The sequence below is a fragment of the Desulfovibrio sp. 7SRBS1 genome (assembly GCF_049723905.1).
Classification (GTDB): domain Bacteria; phylum Desulfobacterota; class Desulfovibrionia; order Desulfovibrionales; family Desulfovibrionaceae.
Window position 1 is genome coordinate 2773004 of sequence record NZ_JBJKFD010000001.1, and the last position, 23912, is coordinate 2796915.

Sequence of the window (23912 nt, forward strand, 5' to 3'; positions counted from 1 at the left end):
TGGTTTGCATCCTAAAGATTCATGAAGATCCATGCCCTCCCCCCCTACTCCAACAATTGCAAAAAGTGGCTGACATGCAGCCCATGGATATCGGCCGCCTTTTCCGGGTCCCGTTCCTTGATGGCCTCCACAAGATGGATATGTGCGCTCTGGTCGACTTCGTCTGATTCGTAGCGGTTCAGCAGCAAATACCAATAGCGCAGGCAGATGTTGTGCAGGCTCTCTCGCGTCTGGCGCAGCACCATGTTGTCTGCGGCCTTTGAAAGGGCGTCGTGAAAGGCCGCATCCAGGCGGATGCCCTCTTCGTAGGCACCCGATTTCATGGCTTGTTCGGAGCGGCCCGATAGTTGTTCCAGTTCCATGATGTCCGCAGTGGTGGCGCGCTGGGCTGCCAGCCGGGCCACGGTCTTTTCCAGCGGAAGCCGCACTTCGAACACCTGCCGCACCTGGCTGTTTTCAATGGGAGCCACAAACGCGCCCTGGCGCGGTCGTATACAGAGCAGCCCCTGGAGGGCCAGCAATTGGAGGATTTCCCGGATGGGAGTTCTGGAAACGCCGAATTGTTCGGCCAGATCACGTTCGTTGAGTTTCTGGCCCGGTTTCAGCGTGGTGTAGAGAATCCAGTCGCGCAGGCAGATATAAATGCCCGCTTTGACTTCATCGTTGGGAAAGAAAATCGTAGGCCGGGTAAGGCTGTCTTCCACACGTAACCTCAGGCCAAAAGTTGGGAGTTAACCGCAGTGGGTGGCTGCCCAGTACAGCCCGGCCCAATACAAGCGCTTTGGCAGCGCCAGTCTGCCTTTTTTGGGGGAGAAAATCTCCCCCCATGAAGAAATCGCTGCCGGATGCTATTTCACAACACCATAGCGCCAGTTCTGCGCATCCATATGCCGGATGTATTTTTCCAGATAATCGACCAGAACCTGACGCATTGCGTCGCCCTTTTCCTTGGTGGCCTTGGTCGGATCGCCGCTGGCTCCGTAGGGAGTCAGCTCGTCAAAATTCCAGATAAGCTTCACATTGGTATCGAATTCGGGAACCTGCCCCTTGGCGCGGTCCATGTCGCACAGCTCGGGGAAAATGGACAGGCCGATGGAAGTTTCGCCTTCGCCGCCGTGTCCCAGCCCGTTCCATACTTCAAAGGTATTCTCGGGCAGAAGGTTGCCCGCGGTCACCCACCAGGCATCCAGAACAGCCAGGCCAAAGTCCGGGTTCTGCACCTTGAAGTCGCGGGCCGCGATTTCAATGGGGGCGATGTTGCCGTCGTGGCCGTTGACGATAAGCACCTTTTTGATGCCCCAGTACAGGGCAGAGTCCAGCAGCTCCCGGACCACGCGGACAACCGTGTCGTCGGACAGGGACAGGCACATGGGCTGATGGCGGTAGTGCTGGCTCATGCCGAACCACAGGGGCGGAGCAACAACCGCGTCATCAAAACGTTCGGCCAGATCCAGGGCAATCTGGTGGCTCACAAGGGAGTCACAGCCAAAGGGAAGATGTTCTCCATGGCATTCGCAGGAGCCAATGGCCAGGAACAATTTGTCGAACTTGGAGTCCTCGAAGGTGAATTGGGTGTTTTCTTCCAAACGGATGTTACGCACGGAAATTACCTCTTTCTGGTTTATGGCCGCGGTCCTGACGGACCGCGGCCATTGTTGGCAATACTGCCGCTATCTATTTGGCGTTGGGGTTCCATACATGTTTGACGGTGTATACGCCGTCATTAACATTGATGATGGACACGCTCTTGAGCGGGATGCCACCGTTTCCGGCAAAGGTGATGGTGCCGGTTACGGCCTGGTAGTTGGTGGTATCGGCCAGGGCCTTGCGGATGTCGGCGGGTTTGGCGGAACCAGCGGTCTTGATGGCGTTGGCGATCAGGCCAACGGCGTCGTATCCCAGGGCGGCAAAGGCGTTCTCGGGTTCAACACCGTATTCCGCCTTGTAGGCCTTGATGAATTCCAACACTTCGGGGCGGGTTTCACCACGGAAGGTGTGGGTGGTGAAGTAAATGTCGTGGGCCAGCTTCTTGCCGGGCACGGTGGAGATCAGTTCCGTATCAAAACCATCGCCGGACAGGATGGGAATATCAAGACCGGCTTCGCGGATCTGCTTGACGGAAAGACCGGCTTCGTTGGGGCATGCGGAGACGAAGATGGCATCGGCACCAGCGCCCTTGAGGCGGGCGATCTGAGCGGAGAAGTCCTTGTCGCCGCTCATGAAGAAGTCTTCCAGAACGATCTCGGCACCGTCGGCCTTGGCGCCTTCCTTAAAGTACTTGGACAGCCCCTTGGTGAAGTCCATGGAGTTGTCGGTCCAAACCACAATCTTTTTCAGGCCAAGATCTTTAACTGCATAATCGGCTATGGCCCGGGCCTGGATGTTATCGCCAAACGGAGCCAGGAACATGCAGTCACCGACCATGGCAGGCAGGGCGGGCAGAGTGGCACCGGAAGTTACAAAAGGAATGCCCTTCTTCTGGAACAGAGGAGCGGAAGGCAAAACAAAGGCGGGGTCGGAGTATCCAATACCGGCCACGATACCCTCGCCCAGAACTTTCTTGGCACCAATGGCAGCAGCCTTCTGGTCCGTCTTGGTGTCCACGCCCACAATTTCCAGCTGGCGGCCAAGCAGTCCGCCTGCATCGTTGATCATCTTGGCTTTGAGCTTGGCACCGTTCAGGGAAGGCACGTCAATGGAACTCATGCCGCCGGTAAGGTTGTACAGGGCACCGATTTTGATCGGGTCGGCCGCCATGGAAGGCAGAGCCAGCCCCAGGACCAGTCCGAACACAGCGAGAAGCTTGCACAGGCTTTTCATAGCAACATCACTCCTTAAATCTTTACAGTGGATTTGGGCCTGGGGATCATCCCCTTTGGCTCGTCACAGCTAAACAATCCCTGGGGCCTGAACACCAAAATGGAAATCAGGACCAGGGCCATGAATATTTCACCGACCCCATAGATGGAAAAACTCTCCTCCAGGGGACGGAAAAATTCCGTAATTACGGTAAACAGAACCGCTCCGGTAAGGGCGCCGCAAATGGAGCCGGACCCGCCCACGACCACCATGACCACGATGGTGAAGGCCAGAAGCAGGGAAAAGGAACCGGGCGTGAGGGCCGTAATCAGGTGGCCCCACAGCCCCCCGGCCACACCGGCGAAAAATGCGCCAATGACCAGGGCCTGGAGTTTGGCCTTGAAGACGTTGATGCCCAGGCAGCAGGCGGCCATCTCATTTTCCCGGATGGCGATGAACTGCCGCCCGTAGGATGAGAATTTGACCTTCCAGCAGACATACACGGTAACAGCCAGCCAGCCGTACACCCACCAGACATTGGTCAGTTCGTCCAGCCCGTTCAGCCCAAGCGGGCCGCGGGTGATGGTGTCCATATTAATGATGAGCACCTGGACGATGATCAGAAAGCCCATGGTGGCCACGGCCAGGTAATGGCCGCGCAGCCGCAGCACCGGAATGCCGATGATCAGGGCCGCCAGGGCCGCGACCAGCCCGCCGATGAGCAGGGACGGCAGAAACGGAAGGTGCAGCACGGCCATCCAATGCGGCAGGTCGGGCAGGAACAGCGGCTTTTTGACCAAAGGAAAGGTCAGCAAGGCTGAAGTATAGCCGCCGATGGCCATGAACGCGGGATGGCCCAGGGAGAAAAGTCCGGTAAATCCGTTGGTCAGGTTCAGGCTGACGGCCAGTATGCCGAAAATGCCCACGAAACAGACCAGGGAAAGCAGATAATCGCTCAAGGTGTTTTGGACCACGGCCAGAACTGCGCCAAGGCAAAGCAGGCCGATACCAACGATGAGTTCGCGTTTCATCAGGCCCGCTCCTCCTGATTTTTGCCGAGAATGCCGTTGGGCAGCACCAGCAGGATGACGATGAGCGTGCCAAAGACAAAGGCGTCGCGATACGACGAATAGATGGGCGGCAGCAGCCCCACGAACAGCACTTCGGACATGCCCAGCAGGTAGCCGCCCAGGATGGCACCAGGAATGGAACCCACACCGCCGATAACCGCGGCCACAAAGGATTTGAGGCCGGGCAGAAAACCCATGAGCGGGTCTATCTGCCCGAACTTGCCGCCCCACATGAGGCCGGAAATACCTGCCAGGGCCGAACCCAGGGCAAAGGTGACTGCGATGGTGCGGTTGATGTTTACGCCCATAAGCCGGGCCACATCCAAATTCTCGGCCGTGGCGCGCATGGCCGTGCCAATCTTGGTTTTATAGACGATGAACAGCAGAATACCCACCAGCACCGGCGCCGCAATCACAATGGAAAGGTCGATGATGCGAATTGTGAGGCCGAAAAAGCCGAGCGTGGTCTGCATGTATTCGGGAAAGGAGAAGTTGCGGGGCTGGGCGGTCAGGGTGAGGATGCCCAGGTTCTGGATCATGATGGACACGCCCAGCGAGGCAATAAAGCCCGTAACCTGCGGCGCCCCGCGCATGGGCCGGAAGGCGAACCGTTCGACTATCAGGCCGCTCATGGCGCCCACCGCGATTACGCCCGGAGCCACCACCCACAGGGGCAGGCCCAGCCCGGCCAGCAGGCCGAGGGTACTGAAGGCCCCGATCATGACGATGTCGCCGTGAGCGAAGTTGATGAGGTTGATGATGCCGTAGATCATGGAAAATCCCACGGCCACCAATGCGTACATGGAACCGAGGATAAGGCCGTTGAGCAGCTGTTGTGCTATATATGCGGATGTCACAGGTTATCCTCCCAGATAGGCCTTGCGTACGTTGTCGTCGTTGGCCAGTTCAGCGCCCGATCCGGTCATGGTCACCACGCCGTTTTCCAGGACATAGGCCCGGTGAGCCAGATCCAGGGCCATGACGGCATTCTGTTCCACCAGCAAAACCGTAACCCCCTGCTTGTTGATGTCCGCAAGCATTTCAAAAATGGCTTCCACCACCAGCGGGGCAAGCCCCAGGGAGGGTTCGTCCAGCATCAGCAGCTTGGGGCAGCTCATCAGGGAACGGCCCAGGGCAAGCATCATCTGTTCGCCGCCGGACAAGGTGCCAGCGGTCTGTTTTGCGCGGTCGGCCAGGATGGGAAACATGGCATGAATCTTTTCAATGTCTTCCTGAATGCCCTGTGTGTCGTTGCGCAGATACGCGCCCATGTGCAGATTCTCGATCACGCTCAGGCCGCCGAAAATGCCCCGCCCTTCCGGGCAATGGCACAGCCCGGAGGCCACAATGGATTCGGCGGACATGCGGTTGGTTTCCAGGGGCTGGCCGGAACCAGGGGTATACGTGATGGTTCCCTCTCTGGTGGGAAGCAGGCCGGAAATGGCGCGCAGGGTCGTGGTCTTGCCCGCGCCGTTGGCGCCGATAAGGGCGACAATTTCCCCCTGCCCCACTTCCATGGATACGCCGTGCAATACGTGGGTATTGCCCCGGAAAACCTGAACGTCTTTGAGTTCCAGCATCGGGGTGTTGCTCATTGGTCGGCCTCCCCTTTTTTGCGCCCGGTCCCGAGATACGCCTCGGTAACCTGGGGGTTGGCCTGGATTTCGGCAGGCGTGCCCTCGGCCAGAAGACGGCCGTAGTTCAGGACCTGCAGCCGCTGGCACAAATTCATAACCAAATGCATGTCGTGTTCGACCAGCAGGATGGAAAGATGAAATTCCTTGTGGATAATCTTGATTGTCTTGACCAGGGACTCGGTCTCGCCAGGGTTCATCCCCGCGGCAGGTTCGTCCAGGAGCAAAAGCTTCGGCCCCAAGGCCAGGGCGCGGGCAATTTCCAGCCTGCGCTGGTCGCCATAGGGCAGGTCGCCCGCCTTCATGTCCAGCAGATGGGAAATACCGATCATCTCCGCCAGTTCGCCGGACCTGCGGGCAATGGAATACTCGGACTTCCGTTGCCGGGGCAGCTGAAACAGCGTGGCAAAGAAACCGCAGCCCATGCTGTGGTGAAAACCGGTGCGGATGTTGTCCAGCACGGTCATTTCATCGAACAGACGGATGTTCTGAAACGTTCTGGCTATGCCCGCCTGTGCGGTCTTGGCCGGTCCCTGCCCTGCCAGTTCCCTGCCTTCGAAACGGATGGAGCCCTTTGTGGGCGCAAGCACGCCGGAAAGGACATTGAAGACCGTGGTCTTGCCTGCTCCGTTCGGCCCGATAAGGCCGATCAACTCACCCTTCCGAATCGTCAGGGCATATTCCGACAGGGCGATTATGCCCCCGAATCTTTTCTCCACGCCCTGTGAATCCAGGAGAATGTCGTTGGTAATTGCCATAATATTCAGATCCTTTTCACAATTTATTGACCTTATAAGGTGTGGTATACCAGCCAAAAAAACGTGTCAACGCCCTAATTAACAATTTAGTAATTAACCATGTTTCAGCATAATTTGAATTTGCGTATTATTGCCAAAAGAGTACTTCAAAAATAAGAAAAGACTCGAGAGAGGATATAAAATGGCATTTTGGCAGGGGCTTGAGGGGATATTGGGGGAGAAGGTCAAGGAGCATACGAAATACGTGCTGGATTCAACTCCAGAGTTGTTCCTGGCTCATATTGCGGAGTATCGGCGGAGTCGGTGGGGAGGGCAGGTCGGAAAAATGGGAAGTCGAATTGACAGAACCCCGTGCATTCAAACAACGCCTCTCAGCTCCCCTCCTGCGGCAACCCGTTCCGCAGCCATTCTTCAACTTCGGCTGAGCTTTTCAGCGTTATCCATTGGCAACCGTCTTTGTTGCTCTTCATCAGCTGCAAAACTTCCGTACGACTTTTTTGAGGGTACTTCAAAATGTATCGCAAGAAGTCAAAATCGACTTTATGCGGGCAGCCGACAGCCTGCTCGCCGCCCTTGTTGAACAGCCATCTCTTCAACACTCTCCAGGTGCAAATCCAGCGATTGAAATCCAGAAAAATAACAGTGTCCGCGTAACGCATCCGAAGGCTCATGGTGCGGGCATAATTTCCATCGATAATCCAGCTGTCTTTTTTAAGTTCGCTCTTCAATATTTGCTTGAACTCTGCCTTTTCGCTTTGCACCCAGCCCGGCTTCCAAAACAGATAGTCCAAGTGAACGAGCGGCAGATTCAATGTACGTGACAGCTCCCTGGACAACGTGGACTTTCCTGCACCACCGCAACCAATTATGAGTATGCGTTTCATCCCCATTTTTCTTTTCCTACTATCGTTTCATACAAACGTTGGTTGAGGCGATAATGACCATGGAGTGACGGAGTTGCGACAAACAAAGCCGAGTACGTATGAACGCACCCGGCTTTGTTACGTATAATGATAAGTCGAATTCAAGGAAAAAGAAACGAACGCAAATTCTCCGCTCTACAGACTCTCAGCAGTCATAAGAACGGCTCAACATGCCCTTAATACGTAACAGTCACAGCCGAAGAAACTCTTTTTGCTTTTTCCACGGCGCTCTCAACGTCGTCGGCCAGGGCCAAAGCAACGCCCAGGCGGCGGACTCCTGCGCACTCGCCTTTCCCAAAAATCAAAAGCTTTGTATCTGCCTCACGAAGCGCGACATCAACGCCTTCGAAGGCGGGTTTGTCCGATGTGCCATTGGATAAAATCACACTGGACGCGGCGGCTCCGTATTGACGAATGCCCGGAATGGGCAAGCCCAACACAGCCCGTACATGCAGGGCGAATTCACTCAAATCCTGCGAGATGACGGTCACGAGTCCGGTATCGTGCGGGCGGGGGGAAACTTCACTAAAGAGAACATCCCCATCCTTAACAAAAAGCTCCACCCCAAAAAGGCCTCGTCCACCCAAGGCGTCTGTGATCTTGCGCGCATATTCCTGAGCTTTGGCAAGGGTCGCCTCACTCATGGGTTGCGGCTGCCAGGATTCGCGGTAATCCCCATTTTCCTGGCGGTGGCCAATGGGCTCACAAAACGTTGTTCCATCCACGTGGCGTACGGTCAAAAGGGTAATCTCATAATCAAAAGGGACAAATTTTTCGATAATGATACGCCCCTTTCCAGTGCGACCGCCCGACTGGGAATACTCCCAAGCCTTTTGGATGTCGGCCTCGCTCTTCACAGTGGACTGCCCTTTGCCGGAAGAACTCATGACAGGCTTGACCACGCATGGAATGCCTATTTCTGCCACTGCGGCCCGGTATTCTTCTTCCGTGTCCGCGAAGCGGTAAGGCGATGTGGTAAGGCCGACCGTCTCGGCAGCAAGACGCCGAATGCCTTCACGATCCATTGTCAGCTTGGTGGCATTGGCAGTGGGGACAACATTGAATCCCTCTTTTTCAAGCTCCACCAAGGTAGAGGTGGCAATGGCCTCAATCTCGGGCACAATATAATCTGGCTTTTCTTCTGTAATAACGCGGCGAAGCGCCTCACCATCCAACATGGACATGGTGTACGAGCGGTGCGCCACCTGCATGGCAGGGGTGTCTTCGTAGCGATCAACCACAATGACCTCAACGCCAAGACGCTGCGCTTCAATCACGACTTCCTTGCCAAGTTCGCCACCACCAAGAAGCATCATTTTCTTTGCCGATGCAGTTTTGGCTGTTCCGAGTATTGTCATATTACATCCCTTTGAATTGTCTGAAATATTGCTTTGCACTGAGGGACCTCTATGCCCAATTTCCCTAAAAAATGGAAGGCTGGCTCTTTTCGGCGGCAGGGTGAATACGGTTCTGAGCGAACCTGGTGGAGAAAAAATTTCTACCGGCTGGAAGAGATTGGCATCACAAAATCTCACTTAGCCAGAAGGTGTCCTCAGCCTCAAACTACAAACTTTGACAATCTTTGTACCATGGCATATTTTATTTCAAGCAGGAGGAGCACCATGCATATTTCCCTCACCCCAGAGTTGGAAGCTCAGGTAAAAAGCAAGGTCGAAACTGGACATTACAATAATGCCAGTGAGGTTATACGAGACGCATTACGATTCATGATTCAGCATGAAGACCTCATTCATCTCATGAAACTTGATGCCTTGCGTAAAGAATTGGCAGCTGGTGAAAAACAGGCCTTGAACAACGAATTCACTGACTCCAGTATCTCGGACATCATCCAGGAATCCAAGTCTGAGATCAATGCGTAAAGTTCGTCTTACCCACGCAGCCAAAGGACATCTGAAAGCCATTTGGCGATACTCTTTTGAGACTTGGGGCGAAGGTAAAGCTGACGCATATCTCACTGAAATTGAGGCCAAGCTAAACTTGCTGGCTGACAATCCCAACCTCGGCAGAAACAGACCAAGAATAAAAACAAATTACTACTCCATCAAGATCAACAGGCACATCGTTTTTTACCTATTCGACGACGAACATATTGATGTCATTGGCGTTCTACATGAAAAGATGGATATTTCGACATGGCTATAACTTGCCAGCCTAATTGTCTGTGTAAATGTTCCCTACATCTTTGATTGTAAACTTTGGTCATGGTTTCTCGGTTGCTGAAGTTCATGAATTGGCGGCAGGGAGATACCAATGGCTATCAGCGAATTCGAACAACACCGATACGAAAAGCTTCTCCAAGACTTCTGCAAAGAACACGGACCACAGCCCCATATCCATGACAAATTGAAATGGGGATACGAGATTGATTCCAAGAAGCAGACAGTCGAGTTGTTTGAGATTCGTCCAAACTTCATGGAACCATCGCAAAAGGTTCATACTCCGATTGCCAAAGCGAGATATGTAAAATCTCAGAAGCAGTGGAACATCTACTGGATGAAGGGGAACGGAAAATGGGTTCTCTACGAACCTTGCCCTTCCCTTGGTTTCCTTGAGGATTTTCTGAAGGTGCTCAAAGAGGATGCGTATAACTGCTTTTTCGGGTGATTCGATCCTCCTATCCCCACTCCACTTGCATATCCGGCCACTAGGTCAAAAAAAAAAGGCAGCCCCAAAGGACTGCCCTTATACATTCAAAATGGTGACCCCGGCAGGATTCGAACCTGCGACACCCAGATTAGGAATCTGGTGCTCTATCCTACTGAGCTACGGGGCCACAAAGAGTCGGGTTCTCATAAACGTGGAAAGAGCCGGGCGTCAAGCCCAATCTCCGGCACGCTCCAGCACTCTATATACTCGCAAGCGGCTTGGCAGGCAATGCACCCCACCGCTTTCTCTTCTCCTTGCCCTGTTCGCCCCCGTCTTCATAGCAAAGGTTTTTGAAAAAGGAGGGGGTGTGGGGGAGGGAAAAACTTTTGCAAAAGTTTTTCCCTCCCCCACATGCCTTCTGCCTCTCTCCCCTTCTCCCTCTTCCCCCTACACCACGCCTTCGCGGTCCATGGTGCGGTAGTTGATGGCTTCGGCAAGATGGGGCGTGCCGATGTTCTTGGCATTTTCCAGGTCGGCAATGGTGCGGGCAATGCGCAGTATGCGGGTAAAGGCCCGGGCTGAAAGGCCCAGACGGTCCACGGCGGTTTCCAGAAAAGAATGCTCCTGCGCGCCGAGGGAACAATGGTCGTTGAGCATTTTGCCGGACAGCTCGGCATTGGTGCGGATGGGGGCTTTGGCGTAGCGGGCGGCCTGAATTTTCCGACAGGCCAATATGTTGCTGCGCATGCTGGCCGAGTCCACGCCGCTGCGTTCCAGCTTCAGGTCCTTGTAGGGCACGGCGGGCACGTCCACATGCAGGTCTATGCGGTCCAGCAGCGGGCCGGAAAGCTTGGAGCGGTAGCGCTGCACAGCCAGGGGCGAACAGGTGCAGGAATGGCGCTCGTCCGTGAGATAGCCACAAGGACAGGGATTCATGGCCGCCACCAGCATGAAGGCCGCAGGAAAGGCCATGGACACGGCAGCGCGGGAAATGGTGACCCGCCCGGCTTCAAGGGGCTGGCGCAGGACTTCGAGCACCGGCTTTTTGAATTCCGGCAGCTCGTCCAGAAAGAGAACGCCACGATGGGCAAGGCTGACCTCGCCGGGCCGGGGATAGGCTCCGCCCCCGATGAGACCGGCATCGGAAATGGTGTGGTGCGGCGCGCGGAACGGACGGGTGACCATGAGGGCGTGGTCTCTGGGCAGCATCCCGGCCACGGAATAGATTTTCGTCACTTCCAGGGCTTCCTCGAACTCCAGGGGCGGCAGCACCGTTGGCAGGCGCGAGGCCAGCATGGTCTTGCCCGAACCGGGAGGCCCCACAAAAATAAGGTTGTGGTTTCCGGCGGCGGCTATTTCGATGGCTCGTTTGGCGTGCTCCTGGCCTTTGACCTCGGCAAAATCGATGTGGAAATTTTCGCGCTCGGCCCACAGCCGGTCCACATTGCTGCTCACGGGCGGAACCATCACCTCGCCGGACAGAAAGGAAACGGTCTGGCCCAGGGTTTCCAGGCCATGTACGTTCAAACCTTCCACCACGGCGGCCTCGTCCGCATTTTCAAGGGGAACGATCAGCCCGCGCGCGCCTTCGTCCCTGGCGCGAATGGCAAGAGGAAGCACGCCGTGCACCGGCTTGAGCCGCCCGGAAAGGGAAAGCTCCCCGGCAAAGTAAAAGCCCTGCACAGCATCGGAGGTGAGTATTCCGGCGGCGGCAACCAGCCCCACGGCCAGGGGCAGGTCGTAGGCACTGCCGTCCTTGCGCACGTCGGCGGGGGCGAGGTTTACGGTAATGCGGGAAGGAGGCAGGCGAAAGTTGCTGTTGCGCAGGGCGGAAAAGACCCGCTCCTTGCTTTCGCGCACCGCACCCTCGGCCAGCCCCACCATGGTGAAGGCGGGCATGCCCTGGCGGGCGAGGTCGGTTTCCAGTTCCACGGTAAAGGCGTCTATGCCCAGCAATGCAGCGGATTTCACTCGGGAGAGCATGTGGTGTCCTTGTTCGATTCAGCAGCGCAATATGGAAATTTTTTACCGGTATCGCATGGGTGTTCCACACCGCGCCGTCGGGGTCAAGAACGAGAAAATATTTCACCCGGCCCGAAATGGTTTGCAATGCGTAGCGGCCCTGCTACTCTTTTCAACCATCATGTTTGCTAAATGAATTCCAGGAGGTTTCATGCCCATACGTCTTATCGGAGGCTTTTTCGCCTCGCTGTTTGCTTTGCTGTCTGGTGATTTTCTGCTTGGGAGCCGCGCTTAGTATGTTTGCAACCGATTCCCAGGCCCAAAAACCCGAAACAGGCAAGACATCCCGGTCCGAAACTTCCTGCGCAGCCAACGAAACTGCCGTGTCGCACGAAACAACGGCAGGCCCGCAGGTTACGGTCCTTGAAAACGGACTGACCGTGCTCACCCTGGAAGACGACCGTTTCCCCCTGGTATCCACCCGGCTGTACGTGCACGCCGGCTCGGCCTACGAAACGCCCAAGCAGGCCGGAATTTCTCACATTCTGGAGCACATGGTCTTCAAGGGAACCGCCAACCGCGGTCCCGGCCAGGTGGCCCGCGACGTGGAAAGCGCGGGCGGCAGCCTGAACGCGGCCACCAGCTTCGACTACACCGTCTATTACGTGGACGTTCCGGCCGCTTCCTGGAAGCTGGCCCTGGACGTGACCCACGACATGATATTCAACGCCTTGCTCGACCCCAAGGAACTGGAAAGCGAGCTGGACGTCATAGTTTCCGAACTGCGGCGCGGCCAGGACGAACCGGGCAGCCGCATGTTCAAAATTTTGCAGTCCGAGGTCTGGCCGCATCTTTCCTACCGCTGGCCCATCATCGGCTTTGAAGACACCATCCGGGCCACAACCTCGGAAGACCTGCGCACCTACATCCAGCGCATGTACCAGCCGCAGTCCATGCTGCTGGTGGCCGTTGGCGACATCAAAAGCCAGGACGTGGTGGCCGAAGCGCGCCGCCTGTATGGCAACCTGAAAAACACCCGCGACATCAATCCGCCCAGCCGCACGCCCCTGCCCGAACCGACCGCGCCCGTGGTGCATCTGGAAAGCGGCCAGTGGAACAAGGTCTACCTGGGCATGGCACTGCCCCTGCCCGGCCTGGACGACGCCGGAATTCCGGCCATGGAAGTGCTGGCGCAGATCATGGGCGGCGACAAAAGCTCCCGCCTGTACCGCGAATTCAAGTACGAAAAGCGGCTGGTGGACGACATCTGGGCCACATCCTTTACCATGGAACGCGGCGGCATGTTCATGGTGCGCGCCACGCTGGATGCGGAAAACGTGGTGGAGTTCTGGTCCGAGCTGATGCAGCTTTTCAGCGGGCTGGAAGGGCTGGATTTTACCGACGATGAAATCCGCCGGGCCAAGCTGGGGCTGGAGGATTCGCTCTACCAGTCCAAGGAAACCCTGGCCGGGCTGGCTTCCAAGATAGGCTATTTTCAGTTTTTCGAGGGCGGACAGGATGCGGAGGAACGCTATCTGTACGGCCTGCGCAACACCGGGCCGGACCAGCTGCACGACATTGTAAGCAGTTATTTTCTGCCCGGGCGTCTGCGTGCCGCCGTGCTTGTGCCCGAAGGCACCGACCTGCGGGCCGATACCCTGGAAAACGCCGTGGCCGACCAATGGCCTGGAAAGTCCTCGGAAACCGCTGCCGCAGAAAAGACAACGACCGACGAAACCCGCGTGGTGGACGTGCCCGGCGGCAAAATCGTGTTCCGGCCCGACCCCACCCTGCCCTACACGGCCATGAGCATTGTCTGGCCGGGCGGCGACGGGTTGTTGCCCGCGGACAAGCAGGGGCTTGCCGAGCTGACCGCCGAACTGATGCACAAGGGAACCACCAACCGTTCCGCCACACAGCTTCAGGACTATCTGGCCGACTGCGCCTCGGACTTCAACGTATCCGCAGGCCGGGATACCTTTTCCCTGACCACCAAATTCCCCTGCCGCTTTGCCAACGAAATGCTGGACCTGATACGCGAGGTGCTGACCGACCCCGCCTTTTCCGAGCAGGAGGCCGACCGCGCCCGACAGGAGCAGATAGCGGCCATCAAACAGCGTGAAGACCGTCCCATGGGACTGGCCTTTCGCAAGATATTCCCCTTTCTGTACAAGGACACGGGCTATTCCTACCTGCACATGGGAGAGACCGAGGCCATTGCCGGATTCACGGCAGAGCAGGCCCGCACAACCTGGGACAGGCAGAAGAAGCAGCCGTTCGTGCTCAGCGTGTGCGGCACCTTTGACACGCCGCAGGTAAAGGCCGTGGCCCAAACCCTGGCCGAGCTGCAAATGGCCGACGGGCAAATGGCCGAGACCAAGCCCTACGCTTTTTCCTCGCCCCATTGGAATACGGAGCGGGAACTCGACCTGAACCTGCCCGGACGCGAACAGGCCCACCTGCTGCGCATCTTCCCCGTCCCCGGTTCCGCCCATGCGGACAGCACCGGGCTGTCCCTGCTGCGCGACATCCTGGCCGGACAAAGCGGCCTGTTGTTCCGCGACCTGCGCGACAAGGAAGGGCTGGGCTACACCGTTACGGCCATTATGTGGCAGGCCCCGGAGACCGGCTTTTTCGCCTTTTACATCGGCACCTCGCCGGACAAGGTGGACGCGGCTTTGCAGGGGTTTGACCGCACCCAGGAAAAACTTCGTACCGACCCGCTGCCCCAGGAAGAACTGGACCGGGCCGTGAACCTGCTGCGCGGAGATTACTTCCGGGAACACCAGTCCCTTTCCAGCCGGGCCAGCGAAGCCGCGAGGCTGCTCGCAAAGAACCTGCCCATGGACCATTACCGCGAACTGCCGGACCGGGCGGAAAAACTCACTCCCGAAGACCTGCGCAAACTGGCGGCCAGGTATCTGGACAATGCCAAGGCCTACCTCATCAAGGTTGAGCCGTAGGCGGAAAGAACGCGGCAAGCGCGAGATTCCCTACCAAAACAAGAACGTCCCCAGGGCATTGCAATGTCCTGGGGATTTTTTCTTTACGCCCTCCCCGTGCCGGCCCATGGCCGAGAGACACGCCCTGCTTCATTTTCCCGACCATCTGGCGTAGGGTGCCGCATTCTTTGAGGATGAAAGCTTGTTGTGCAATGGAAATAGTTACAAAACCTCAATAAGGGAGGCTGCTCAAAAGGTACGAGAACTCAAAGTTATTACAACGCCACCCCCTCGCAGGCTGTTCAAAAAGGTGCGGGAGCGAGGCGTAAGGTAAATTGAGTCGCGACGTGTACTTGAAGTCCAACCATGCAGGCTGCTCAAAAAGGTCTGGATGCGAGGCGCCAGGGAAATTCAGGCGCGACGTGTACTTTTAAGGTACACGAGAGACTTGAATTTTCCGCAGTAACGAAGCAGACGGTCCTTTTTCAGTAGCCTGGACACCCATGAAACAGATTTTTTTTGGTGTACTGGCCGCGCTCTTTTTCAGCTCCACCTTCGTGCTCAACCGTGCCATGAGCCTGGACGGCGGCCATTGGGTCTGGTCGGCCAGCCTGCGATACTTCTGGATGCTGATTCTGTTGCTGGCCGGGTTCGCCCTGTTCCGTCCTGCCATGCTCCGGGAATCCATGCGGCTGTTCTTCCGCCACTGGATATTCTGGACCCTGGCAGGAAGCATCGGCTTTGGCGCCTTTTACGCGCTGCTCACTTTCAGCGCCTCGTACACGCCCGGCTGGGTCGTGGCCACCACTTGGCAGAGCACCATATTGGCCACCCCGCTGGTGCTGCTGCTGTTCGGACGCCCGGTTCCCCTGCGCGCCGTGCTGCTTACGGGCGTGGTCTTTGCCGGTGTGGTTCTGGTCAACATGGAGCAAAGCCAGATACGCCCCTGGCAGGACATCCTGCTGGGTGCGCTGCCGGTCTTTGCGGCGGCCATTGCCTATCCGCTGGGCAATCAGTTGGTGTGGGAGGCAAGCCAGAAAAAAGACGGCGCAAACAGCCGTTCTGGACTGCTTGGCCGCGTCCCGGAAATACGCACGCCAGCCATGGGAAACGCCTTTTGCAAGGTGCTGCTGATGAGCCTGGGTTCCGTGCCCCTGTGGGGGGTGCTGATTGCGGTGACAGCCCCGCCTGCACCTTCACCGGGCCAGCTGGTCAATACTTTTCTGGTGGCCCTGCTTTCGGGCGTGGCCGCCACCAGCCTGTTCCTTTATGCCAGAAACATGGCCCGGACCGCCGCGCAGATATCCGCGGTAGACTGTACCCAGTCCATGGAAGTGATCTTTTCCCTGGCCGGGGAAACGGTTTTGCTGAACGGACTCTTGCCCGGCCCCTTGGGATGGGCGGGGCTGGGACTGACCATGGCAGGGCTGATGCTCTACCTGCGGGTACAAAACGTACGCTGATTCCCGAAGGACATAAGCTCTACCGCAAGGCCCGTTTGCCCTTGCGCGTAAAGCGCCCCAGGGAAAGTCCCTTGTAGTACAGGCCGGTGCCCTTGGCAGGAGCCTCCAGACTTTGCCCGGAAAGCAAGGCCAGCAGCGGTTCCACGCTGTCCAGGTTCAGGCCGTTGCCTTCCTTCCAGGCCGGGACGAGCTGGCGGATGGAGGAATCGGGCCGAAAGGTCTTTCCGGCAAACTTGCCTACGGGGAACCCCTGCCAGCGCAAGGAGGCAGGCAGTTTGGCCGAATGTTCGTGCAGCAGCATGACCCGGCCCGTGAAGTCGTACAGGCTTCCCGGAGGCAGGGCGGAAAGTTGGGCAGGCGGCACCAGGGGGGCGGTCGATGCCGGGTCCACGGGGCGGCCTGGAATGGAGCGGGGATCTTTGCCGCCCACTATGGACGCAGAGCCCGAAGCTCCGGCCTTGCCAAAGCAGGCCATGAAAAATCCCTGGGAACGGCTGGCTTTCATGTCCACACGCAGCACCCCTTCCAGCCCCAGTTTGGGCGTCTCGAAAACCAGCCCCGGCACAGGCGGCAGGGGCTTGAGTTCCAGGCCCAGATGTTCCAGGGCATAGACCACCTGTTCTTCGTTCTCGCGCACATTGGTGGTGCAGGTGGAAAAGATCATTCTGCCGCCCGGAGCCAGGGCGTCCGCGGCCCGTTCCAACAGGCGGCGCTGCAATGTTTCCAGCTGGCCGGTCTTTTCGTCGTTCCAGACTTCCAGAATATTGGGGTTCTTGTCCGTGGTGCCCCAGCCGCTGCAAGGCGGGTCCAGCAGAATATATTCCAGGCTGTCTGGCTCCAGGGGAAGTTTTTCCCCGGCATAGGAGCAGGTGGCGGTATTGGCCAGATTCAGGCGGCGCAGGTTCTGACGCAGGGTCGCCAGCCGGTCACGCGAGGGCTCGTTGCCCAGCACAAAACCCTCCGGCCCCACCAGCTGGGCCAAAAGGCCGGTCTTGCTGCCAGGGCTGGCGCACATGTCCAGCACCATGGCACCCTGTGGCGGGTCCAGAAGCAGGGGCGGAAGCATGGAGGACTTGTCCTGGATGTAAATCAGGCCGAAACGGGCCGCCAGGCTGTCGCCCAGAGGGGACGGCTCGTCCACCAATTCCTTGCACCAGGGGGAGATGTCCAGGTTGTTCCAGGTGTAGCCCTGGGCACGCAAAAGGTCCTCCACCGCAGGCAGTTCACCGGGGTCGCAAACAAAGCGAAAGTATCTGGAAGTGACGTTCTTGGGATTCACACGTTGCATCCTGTGTTCAATACAGCTATATCGCAGATGTTTCAGAAATCGAAACACATTTCAAATTTCCGTACAAGGCGATTTTTCCGGCAGATCATGCCGGACGACTACGGCCGCAGCCGTCGAATGGTTCCGAACTGCGGCCCCTACCTGTTTCCGTGCAAGGAGTAAACCCATGAGACGTCCTTACGCCAGCCGTGCCATGGCGCTGTGTGCCGCAGCGCTTATGCTGTGCGTTTCGCTGCTCGCCACCACAGCCAGGGCCGAATCCGTCACCCTGAGCTATGCCAACTTTCCCCCTGCCATCACCTTTCCCTGCGTCCAGATGGAACGCTGGGCCAAGGAAGTGGAAAAACGCACCAATGGAAAGGTCAAAATCCAGACCTATCCTGCAAGCACCCTGCTGGGCGCCAAGAACATGTTCCGGGGCGTGGTCAAAGGACAGGCCGACATCGGCTGCATTTCCATGTCCTACCAGCCAGGCGTCTTCCCCTTCTCCTTTTCCTGCAACCTGCCCGTGGGTTTCACCTCGGCCACGGTTGCCAGCCTGACGCTCTGGGACCTGTACCAGAAGTACCAGCCCAAAGAATTTTCCCGCGTCAAGGTGCTTACCATGTTCACCTCCGCACCGTCGCACATCATGTCCAAGACCCCGGTCCGTAGCCTGGCCGACCTGGAAGGCTACGAAGTCCGCGCCTCGGGCACACTGGCCAAGGTTATGGCCAAGCTGGGCTCCACCCCTGTTGCCATGCCCATGCCCGAAGTACCGGAAGCCCTGCAAAAGGGCGTCATAGAAGGCTTTGTGACCTCCTTTGAAGTGCTCAAGGACATGAACTTCGCCGAAGGCTGCCGCTACGAAACCTACATGGACCTGCCGGTCTATCCCTTTGCCGTCATCATGAACAAGCGGGCCTGGGACGGCCTGGACGACGACGTCAAAAAGGTCATGAATGACCTGGGACGCGAACAGGCCCTGTGGACAGGACAGTACATGGACCAGCACGTTATCGAAGCTTTGGACTGGTCCAAGAAGAAGTACGATATCGAGCTGATTCACCTGTCTCCCGAGCAGTACGCCATAGCCCAGGACAAGATTGCCCCGCTGGTGCAGGAGTGGCAGGAGACCGCCAACAAGGACGGCCTGCCCGCCGAAAAAATCCTGCTGGACCTCCAGGCGCTCAAGGCCAAGTACGAAAAGGAGTATCCGGTACAATAACCGGCTGCCTGCCTTCCTCAACCCGTAATATTTTCGCCGGGCAGGGATCGCACAATGCGGTCTCTCCCGGCTTCCCACATTATGAGATACCTTGATATTTTACGCATATGGGCCAACCGGGTTCTTGCCCTCCTGGCCGCAGCCTCGCTTCTGGCCATGGTCTGCCTGGCCTGCGCCAACATCGTGCTGCGCGCCGCGGGCAGTCCCGTTGAAGGGACCTTCGAGCTGATGGGATTTCTGGGCGCGCTTGTGGCCGGTTTTTCCCTGGGCTACGCCCAGCTTTCCAAAGGACATATCGCAGTCACCATTCTCAAGGGGCTGTTGCCCGCCTGGTTTGAACGCACCATGGATATCCTCTGCTCCCTGGCCGGAACGCTCTTCTTTGCTGCGGCGGCCTGGCAGGTGGCGGACGTTGCCGCCTTTATGGTGGAGATGGGCGACCTTTCGGAAACCCTGCGCTTTGCCTACTACCCGTTCGTCTACGCCGTAAGCGTGGGCTGTGCGGCCATGGGGCTGACCATGGCGGTGGACACATTGCAGATCCTTTTCAACTGCCAGCCGGAGGAAGCCCGATGAGCCTTGCAATGGTGGGCCTTACCGGCATTCTTATTCTTCTGCTCGTGCTGTTCCTCGTACGCATGCCCGTCGGCCTTGCCATGGGCGTGGTTGGGCTGTGCGGGCTGTGGTACGTCAAGGGGCTTCCCGTGGCCCTCGGCCTGCTGGGCGACGAGGTCTGGGGAGTGTTCAGCTCCTACGGGCTGACCGTCATCCCGCTGTTCATCCTCATGGGGCAGGTCTGTTTCTACGCCGGGGTGAACAAACGATTGTACGGCGCGGCCTATGTGTGGATGGGCCCCATACGCGGCGGCATTGCCATGGCCACGGTTCTGGCCTGCGCCGGATTCTCGGCCATCAGCGGTTCCAACTCGGCCACTGCCGCCACCATGAGCACCGTGGCCCTGCCGGAAATGAAAAAATACCGCTACAGCTCCATCCTCAGCACCGGGTCCGTGGCAGCCGGGGCAACGCTCGGCGTGGTCATCCCGCCCAGCGTGGTGCTCATCATCATCGGCCTGCAGACCGGCGTTTCCATCGGCAAGCTGTTCATGGGCGGCGTCATTCCGGGCATCCTGCTCACCGGCCTGTTCATGGCCACCATCTGGTACCTGTGCAAAGTACACCCCACCTGGGGGCCTGCCGGTCCCAGAACCACCTGGAGGGAAAAAATCGCTTCCCTGTCCGGTTCCCTGGAAATGCTGCTCCTGTTCGCCCTGGTCATGGGCGGGCTGTTCGCCGGGTTCTTTACCCCAAGTGAAGCGGGCGCTGCAGGTGCCGGGCTTTCCATCCTGCTTTCCACCATGCGCCGCCGCCTTTCCATGAGCGACCTGCACAAGGCACTCATGGATACATTGCGCGTTTCCAGCATGATCATGGTCATCGTGCTCGGCGCGGTTATTTTCGGGCGCTTCCTGGCCGTAACGCGGCTGCCTTTCGAAGTTGCCCAGTGGACTGCCGGACTGAGCCTGCCGGGTTGGGCCATAATCCTCATGATCTGCGCCATCTACGCCGTGGGCGGCGCCATCATGGACGCCCTGGCCCTGCTGCTCATCACCATTCCCATTTTCTTTCCCGTGGCACAGGGGCTGGGGTACGATCCCCTCTGGTTCGGCGTGCTCATCACCGTGGTGACAACGCTCGGAGCCATCACCCCGCCCGTGGGCGTCAGCACCTTCATTGTGGCATCCATGGCAACGGGCGTGCCGCTCTCGGATGTATTCCGGGGCGTCTCCTACTTCACCTTTGCTTTCATTGCCTGCGTGTTGCTGATGATGATCTTTCCCGGCCTTGTCCTCTGGCTGCCAGGATTGATGTAGCTTCCCGCCCTGCAAAGGACTTTGCCATGCCAGCCAGCCACGTCACCGTCACCAGAGCCGAAGCAGGCCAGAAACTGGTCCGCTTTCTGGAACGCCGCCTGCCCGGAATTCCGCGCTCCGCAATGATGCGCTGGATTCGTACCGGGCAGGTGCGTTTGGACGGCAAGCGCAGCAAGCCTTTTGCCCTTGTCCGGGAAGGCCAGGACGTGCGCATTCCCCCGCACGGCGAGGGGGAGAGTGCGTCCACAAAACCCACGGCCCCAACCAACGGCACCGCCAGCCTGGACATCATCCACAAGGACCAGGACCTGCTGGTTGTGAACAAACCCGCCGGTCTGCCCGTACAGCCCGGTACAGGCCATGACGACAGCGTGGTCACCCGGCTGCGCGGTATGTTCGCCAGAGAAGTCTTTGTGCCCGCCCCAGCGCACCGGCTGGACCGCGACACCACGGGCGTACTCCTTGTCGGAGCCTCGCACGCCGCGCTCAAACAACTGAGCCAGGGCTTTGCCCAGGGCCGGATACACAAGACCTATCTGGCCTGGGTGCAGGACAGCTGGCCCCACAGCCATGAGATACTTCTGCAAGATTCTCTGCAAAAACAGGGAATTACCGGACGGGAACGGGTTACAACAGGCAGCGGAAGGACCGCCCTGGCCAAGGTTCGGCCAGCCGGAACAGGCGGCAGAGCAAACCAATCAGCCGACATTCCTCACCCCCTGTTGCCAGCCACTCTGTTGCAGATACAACTGCTTACGGGGCGCACCCATCAGATCCGCGTCCAGCTCTCCTCGCGCGGCTTTCCCCTGCTGGGCGACGGCAAATACAACGGCCCCACCGACTATCCGGATAAGCAGGGCCTGTTGCTGCATGCCTGGCGGGTCGATCTGCCGGACGGGCGGACCATTACGGCCACTCCCCCCTGGAAAGGCCGCTGGAATGCCCTGCCCTACCTGGACTGACCCGTCCCCCCGATCTCCGTCGCCCTGCATTTCTCCTGCAGGCTGCAAATTTTCGCCACCCCATGCCCGACGTTCACATCTCCTTTTTTTCACATTCATCATTGACTCACTTTCCGAACAGATAATATGCTTTCAACGTATTCTCCGGTGGTCGCATCAAACATCCAAGTGTTGCCCACGGCCGCCGCATTGACGATCAAAACGAGAAACAACATTGGGGGATTACATGAAATTTCTTTGCTTGCTGGCCTTTGTTATGTTTGCCGTGTGCGGTGTGCTGCCCGCAGTTGCCGCCGAACCTGTAAAACAGGACATTGAAAAGGCCGTTCCGCCCTGTCCCGACTATTCGCAGGACAATGCCTGGGCCAGCCGCCCAACCACAATCGACAAGCCCGTGGACGTCTTCTACGTCTACCCCACCATCTATCCCGAGCCGTTCCCCAAAAACATGGATATCCGCAACCAGGAAGTGCGGGACCGCGTCATCCACCTGCTCTATGCCCAGGCAGGCGTGTACTCGCCCACCTGCAACCTGTTCGCCCCGTTCTACCGGCAGGTTTCCTTCACCGTGCTGGACCCGAAAAAAGATACCTTTCACGACCCGTATTTCCGCATCGGTGCGGACGACGTGCACCGGGCCTTCGACTACTACCTGCGCCACATCAACCCGGACCGCCCCTTTATTCTGGCAGGCGACAGCCAGGGATCGGTCGTACTGGTGGACCTGCTGCGCCGCCGCTTTTTCGACCCGCAACTGCAAAAGCGCCTGGTGGCCGCCTATGTCATCGGCTATTCCATTGTGCCTGAAGACCTCAAAAACTACCCCTGGTTCAAGATAGCCCAAAAGGCGGACGATACAGGCGTCATCATCACCTACAACACACAGGGCCCCGGCGCGACCGGCTCCCCGGTGCTGCGTCCCGGCGCAGCCTGCGTAAACCCGCTGACGTGGTCCACAAGCACCGCCCCGGCAGACAAGTCCCTGAACCTGGGCGCGGTGTTTTATGACGACGTCAAAAACGTCATTGTACGCGAAGTGCCTCATTATTGCGGAGCACAGATAGATGCCAAAACCGGCGCACTCGTCACCACCCCGCCGGACAAGCTCCCCCTGGGAAGTTTTCCGGACGGCGTGTACCACAAGTACGACTACGCCTTCTGGTACCGTAACCTGGAAAAAAACGTTGCCGACCGGGTCAACGCCTATCTGAAAAAGAACTAGGGCTTCAGCCCTCCCGACCATGCCGCCGCGCGGTTTCCTGTCTGTGAACAGGCAGCCGCGCGGCGTTCAAACAACCTTCCCCCCCGCATAAGGACACCCCATGGACAAACGGTTTTCCCACATCCTGCGCATTGCTTCGGCCCTGCTCCTCCTTGTTTTGCTGGCCGGATGCCAGCAAAGCGTCCACAGGACCGTTACGTATCACTCCGAGACCGCAAGCAGCATCGTCACCACGGACTACTCCCGGCCCGACCGCTGGGCCATACAAGCCCAAAACATCACCCATCCTGTGGATGTCTTTTTCGTGCACCCTACAACCTACGGGCCACCATCCAACGGCAAGCTCAATGCCGACCTGGACGACGCCAAACTCAACGCCCTGACCGACCGCATGGCCGTGCGCTGGATGACTGCCGCCTTCAGCGACCATTGCAACGTGTTTGCGCCGCGCTACCGGCAGATGAACATTGAAGTGCTGGCCATGAGCGAACAGGACCGGGCGCGCTATCTGGAAGTCGCCATCCGCGACGTACAGGCCGCGTTCGCCTATTATCTAGAACATCTCAACCAGGGGCGTCCCTTCATCCTGGCAAGCCACAGCCAAGGCTCCAACGTGCTGCTGGACGTGTTGCTGCGCCACCCCAACATGCTGGACAAGAGCAAGCTGGTGGCCGCCTACATGCCGGGCTGGACCTTTACCGCCGCCAACCGCAACGCCCTTGGGCTGCACCTGGGCACTGCCCCGGACCAGACCGGGGTACTCCTCACCTGGAACACGGTCGGCCCCGACGGCAAGTCCCCCACAGTAAGCAAGGGCGCAACCTGCGTGAACCCGCTCTCCTGGACAACAAACACCAAAGAAGTCCCGACCTCGGCCAACAAAGGCGCACGCATCTACATGGAATCGGGCAATCCGCTGACCATTGACCACTTTACCGCAGCCCGCATTGCCGACCAGAACGGTCAGCAGGTGTTGGAAATTCCCACGCCCAAGCCCGACGTGCTCAAGCAATTGAACATGTCCATGGGACCGGAAGTGTATCACCGCTACGACTACGACTTCTTTTTCAACAACATCCGGGACAATGTGGCCACGCGCTGTGCGGCCTATCTGAAAGGGGAGTAAAAGCGACAGCTTGGAAGGGCAGGCTGTTCAAAAAGGTCTGGATGCGAGGCACCAGGGAAATTCAACCGCGAAGTG

The 23912-nt window shown here is 58.1% G+C and carries 22 protein-coding genes and 1 tRNA gene; 11 read left to right on the forward strand and 12 right to left on the reverse strand.

Annotation, left to right across the window (positions count from 1 at the left end):
* Positions 1-44: 44 nt before the first annotated feature.
* The 9 genes from ACI0FJ_RS12515 to purT all read right to left on the reverse strand — a co-directional run bounded on the left by ACI0FJ_RS12515 (position 45) and on the right by purT (position 8542).
* Positions 45-704, reverse strand: coding sequence for a GntR family transcriptional regulator (locus tag ACI0FJ_RS12515; RefSeq protein ID WP_424303949.1), 660 nt, complete (start codon positions 702-704; stop codon positions 45-47).
* Between the two features lie 144 nt (positions 705-848).
* Entirely contained in the window at positions 849-1601 is a 753-nt protein-coding gene (locus ACI0FJ_RS12520; RefSeq protein WP_424303952.1) for a creatininase family protein, read from the reverse strand.
* Between the two features lie 73 nt (positions 1602-1674).
* Positions 1675-2820: an ABC transporter substrate-binding protein gene (locus ACI0FJ_RS12525; RefSeq protein ID WP_424303955.1), complete on the reverse strand. Its 1146-nt coding sequence runs from the start codon at positions 2818-2820 to the stop codon at positions 1675-1677.
* Positions 2821-2834: 14 nt separating this feature from the next.
* Positions 2835-3830, reverse strand: coding sequence for a branched-chain amino acid ABC transporter permease (locus ACI0FJ_RS12530; RefSeq protein ID WP_424303958.1), 996 nt, complete (start codon positions 3828-3830; stop codon positions 2835-2837).
* Positions 3830-4726, reverse strand: a complete 897-nt coding sequence (locus ACI0FJ_RS12535; protein WP_424303961.1) for a branched-chain amino acid ABC transporter permease — start codon at positions 4724-4726, stop codon at positions 3830-3832. The genes ACI0FJ_RS12530 and ACI0FJ_RS12535 overlap by 1 nt, the downstream gene beginning before the upstream one ends.
* 3 nt (positions 4727-4729) lie before the next feature.
* Positions 4730-5449, reverse strand: a complete 720-nt coding sequence (locus ACI0FJ_RS12540; protein WP_424306564.1) for an ABC transporter ATP-binding protein — start codon at positions 5447-5449, stop codon at positions 4730-4732.
* Positions 5450-5460: 11 nt separating this feature from the next.
* Positions 5461-6261, reverse strand: coding sequence for an ABC transporter ATP-binding protein (locus ACI0FJ_RS12545; protein WP_424303964.1), 801 nt, complete (start codon positions 6259-6261; stop codon positions 5461-5463).
* Between the two features lie 371 nt (positions 6262-6632).
* Entirely contained in the window at positions 6633-7151 is a 519-nt protein-coding gene (locus ACI0FJ_RS12550; protein ID WP_424303967.1) for a hypothetical protein, read from the reverse strand.
* Positions 7152-7360: 209 nt separating this feature from the next.
* The gene (gene purT / locus ACI0FJ_RS12555) at positions 7361-8542 is read right to left on the reverse strand and encodes a formate-dependent phosphoribosylglycinamide formyltransferase (RefSeq protein ID WP_424303970.1); all 1182 of its coding nucleotides are present in this window, start codon (positions 8540-8542) and stop codon (positions 7361-7363) included.
* A gap of 264 nt (positions 8543-8806) precedes the next feature.
* Here purT and ACI0FJ_RS12560 point away from each other — a divergent pair, with 264 nt between their 5' ends.
* The 3 genes from ACI0FJ_RS12560 to ACI0FJ_RS12570 all read left to right on the forward strand — a co-directional run bounded on the left by ACI0FJ_RS12560 (position 8807) and on the right by ACI0FJ_RS12570 (position 9809).
* Positions 8807-9064 carry a type II toxin-antitoxin system ParD family antitoxin gene (locus ACI0FJ_RS12560; RefSeq protein WP_424303973.1) on the forward strand — a complete coding sequence of 86 codons (258 nt, stop codon included), beginning with the start codon at positions 8807-8809 and terminating at the stop codon, positions 9062-9064.
* Positions 9057-9347: a type II toxin-antitoxin system RelE/ParE family toxin gene (locus ACI0FJ_RS12565; protein WP_424303976.1), complete on the forward strand. Its 291-nt coding sequence runs from the start codon at positions 9057-9059 to the stop codon at positions 9345-9347. Before ACI0FJ_RS12560 ends, ACI0FJ_RS12565 begins: the two co-directional genes overlap by 8 nt.
* A gap of 108 nt (positions 9348-9455) precedes the next feature.
* Positions 9456-9809 carry a DUF3024 domain-containing protein gene (locus ACI0FJ_RS12570; RefSeq protein ID WP_424303979.1) on the forward strand — a complete coding sequence of 118 codons (354 nt, stop codon included), beginning with the start codon at positions 9456-9458 and terminating at the stop codon, positions 9807-9809.
* Positions 9810-9901: 92 nt separating this feature from the next.
* On the opposite strand, the gene ACI0FJ_RS12575 is transcribed toward ACI0FJ_RS12570, so the two are convergent.
* Together ACI0FJ_RS12575 and ACI0FJ_RS12580 are read right to left on the reverse strand one after the other, a co-directional pair.
* A tRNA-Arg gene (locus tag ACI0FJ_RS12575) sits at positions 9902-9978 on the reverse strand.
* Between the two features lie 260 nt (positions 9979-10238).
* Positions 10239-11774 carry a YifB family Mg chelatase-like AAA ATPase gene (locus tag ACI0FJ_RS12580; protein WP_424303982.1) on the reverse strand — a complete coding sequence of 512 codons (1536 nt, stop codon included), beginning with the start codon at positions 11772-11774 and terminating at the stop codon, positions 10239-10241.
* A 275-nt stretch (positions 11775-12049) separates the two neighbouring features.
* Here ACI0FJ_RS12580 and ACI0FJ_RS12585 point away from each other — a divergent pair, with 275 nt between their 5' ends.
* Both ACI0FJ_RS12585 and ACI0FJ_RS12590 read left to right on the forward strand, forming a co-directional pair.
* A complete protein-coding gene (locus ACI0FJ_RS12585; RefSeq protein WP_424303985.1) occupies positions 12050-14716 on the forward strand; it encodes a M16 family metallopeptidase in 2667 nt (888 codons plus the stop codon).
* 482 nt (positions 14717-15198) lie between these two features.
* Positions 15199-16158, forward strand: a complete 960-nt coding sequence (locus tag ACI0FJ_RS12590) for a multidrug resistance efflux transporter family protein (RefSeq protein WP_424303988.1) — start codon at positions 15199-15201, stop codon at positions 16156-16158.
* A gap of 19 nt (positions 16159-16177) precedes the next feature.
* Here ACI0FJ_RS12590 and ACI0FJ_RS12595 read toward each other — a convergent pair whose 3' ends face one another.
* Entirely contained in the window at positions 16178-17437 is a 1260-nt protein-coding gene (locus ACI0FJ_RS12595; RefSeq protein ID WP_424303991.1) for an RsmB/NOP family class I SAM-dependent RNA methyltransferase, read from the reverse strand.
* A 175-nt stretch (positions 17438-17612) separates the two neighbouring features.
* On the opposite strand from ACI0FJ_RS12595, the gene ACI0FJ_RS12600 reads away from it, so the two are divergent.
* From ACI0FJ_RS12600 to ACI0FJ_RS12625, 6 genes are all read left to right on the forward strand, one after another.
* On the forward strand, positions 17613-18653 hold the full coding sequence (locus ACI0FJ_RS12600) for a TRAP transporter substrate-binding protein (protein ID WP_424303994.1): 1041 nt from the start codon (positions 17613-17615) through the stop codon (positions 18651-18653).
* A gap of 81 nt (positions 18654-18734) precedes the next feature.
* The gene (locus tag ACI0FJ_RS12605; protein ID WP_424303997.1) at positions 18735-19229 is read left to right on the forward strand and encodes a TRAP transporter small permease; all 495 of its coding nucleotides are present in this window, start codon (positions 18735-18737) and stop codon (positions 19227-19229) included.
* Positions 19226-20527 carry a TRAP transporter large permease gene (locus ACI0FJ_RS12610; RefSeq protein ID WP_424304000.1) on the forward strand — a complete coding sequence of 434 codons (1302 nt, stop codon included), beginning with the start codon at positions 19226-19228 and terminating at the stop codon, positions 20525-20527. Before ACI0FJ_RS12605 ends, ACI0FJ_RS12610 begins: the two co-directional genes overlap by 4 nt.
* A gap of 26 nt (positions 20528-20553) precedes the next feature.
* Positions 20554-21489: an RluA family pseudouridine synthase gene (locus ACI0FJ_RS12615; protein ID WP_424304003.1), complete on the forward strand. Its 936-nt coding sequence runs from the start codon at positions 20554-20556 to the stop codon at positions 21487-21489.
* Between the two features lie 226 nt (positions 21490-21715).
* Positions 21716-22711 (forward strand): DUF3089 domain-containing protein, encoded by a 996-nt coding sequence (locus ACI0FJ_RS12620; protein WP_424304006.1) that lies wholly within the window; start codon positions 21716-21718, stop codon positions 22709-22711.
* Positions 22712-22811: 100 nt separating this feature from the next.
* Positions 22812-23837: a DUF3089 domain-containing protein gene (locus tag ACI0FJ_RS12625; protein WP_424304008.1), complete on the forward strand. Its 1026-nt coding sequence runs from the start codon at positions 22812-22814 to the stop codon at positions 23835-23837.
* The last annotated feature ends 75 nt before the right edge of the window (positions 23838-23912 follow it).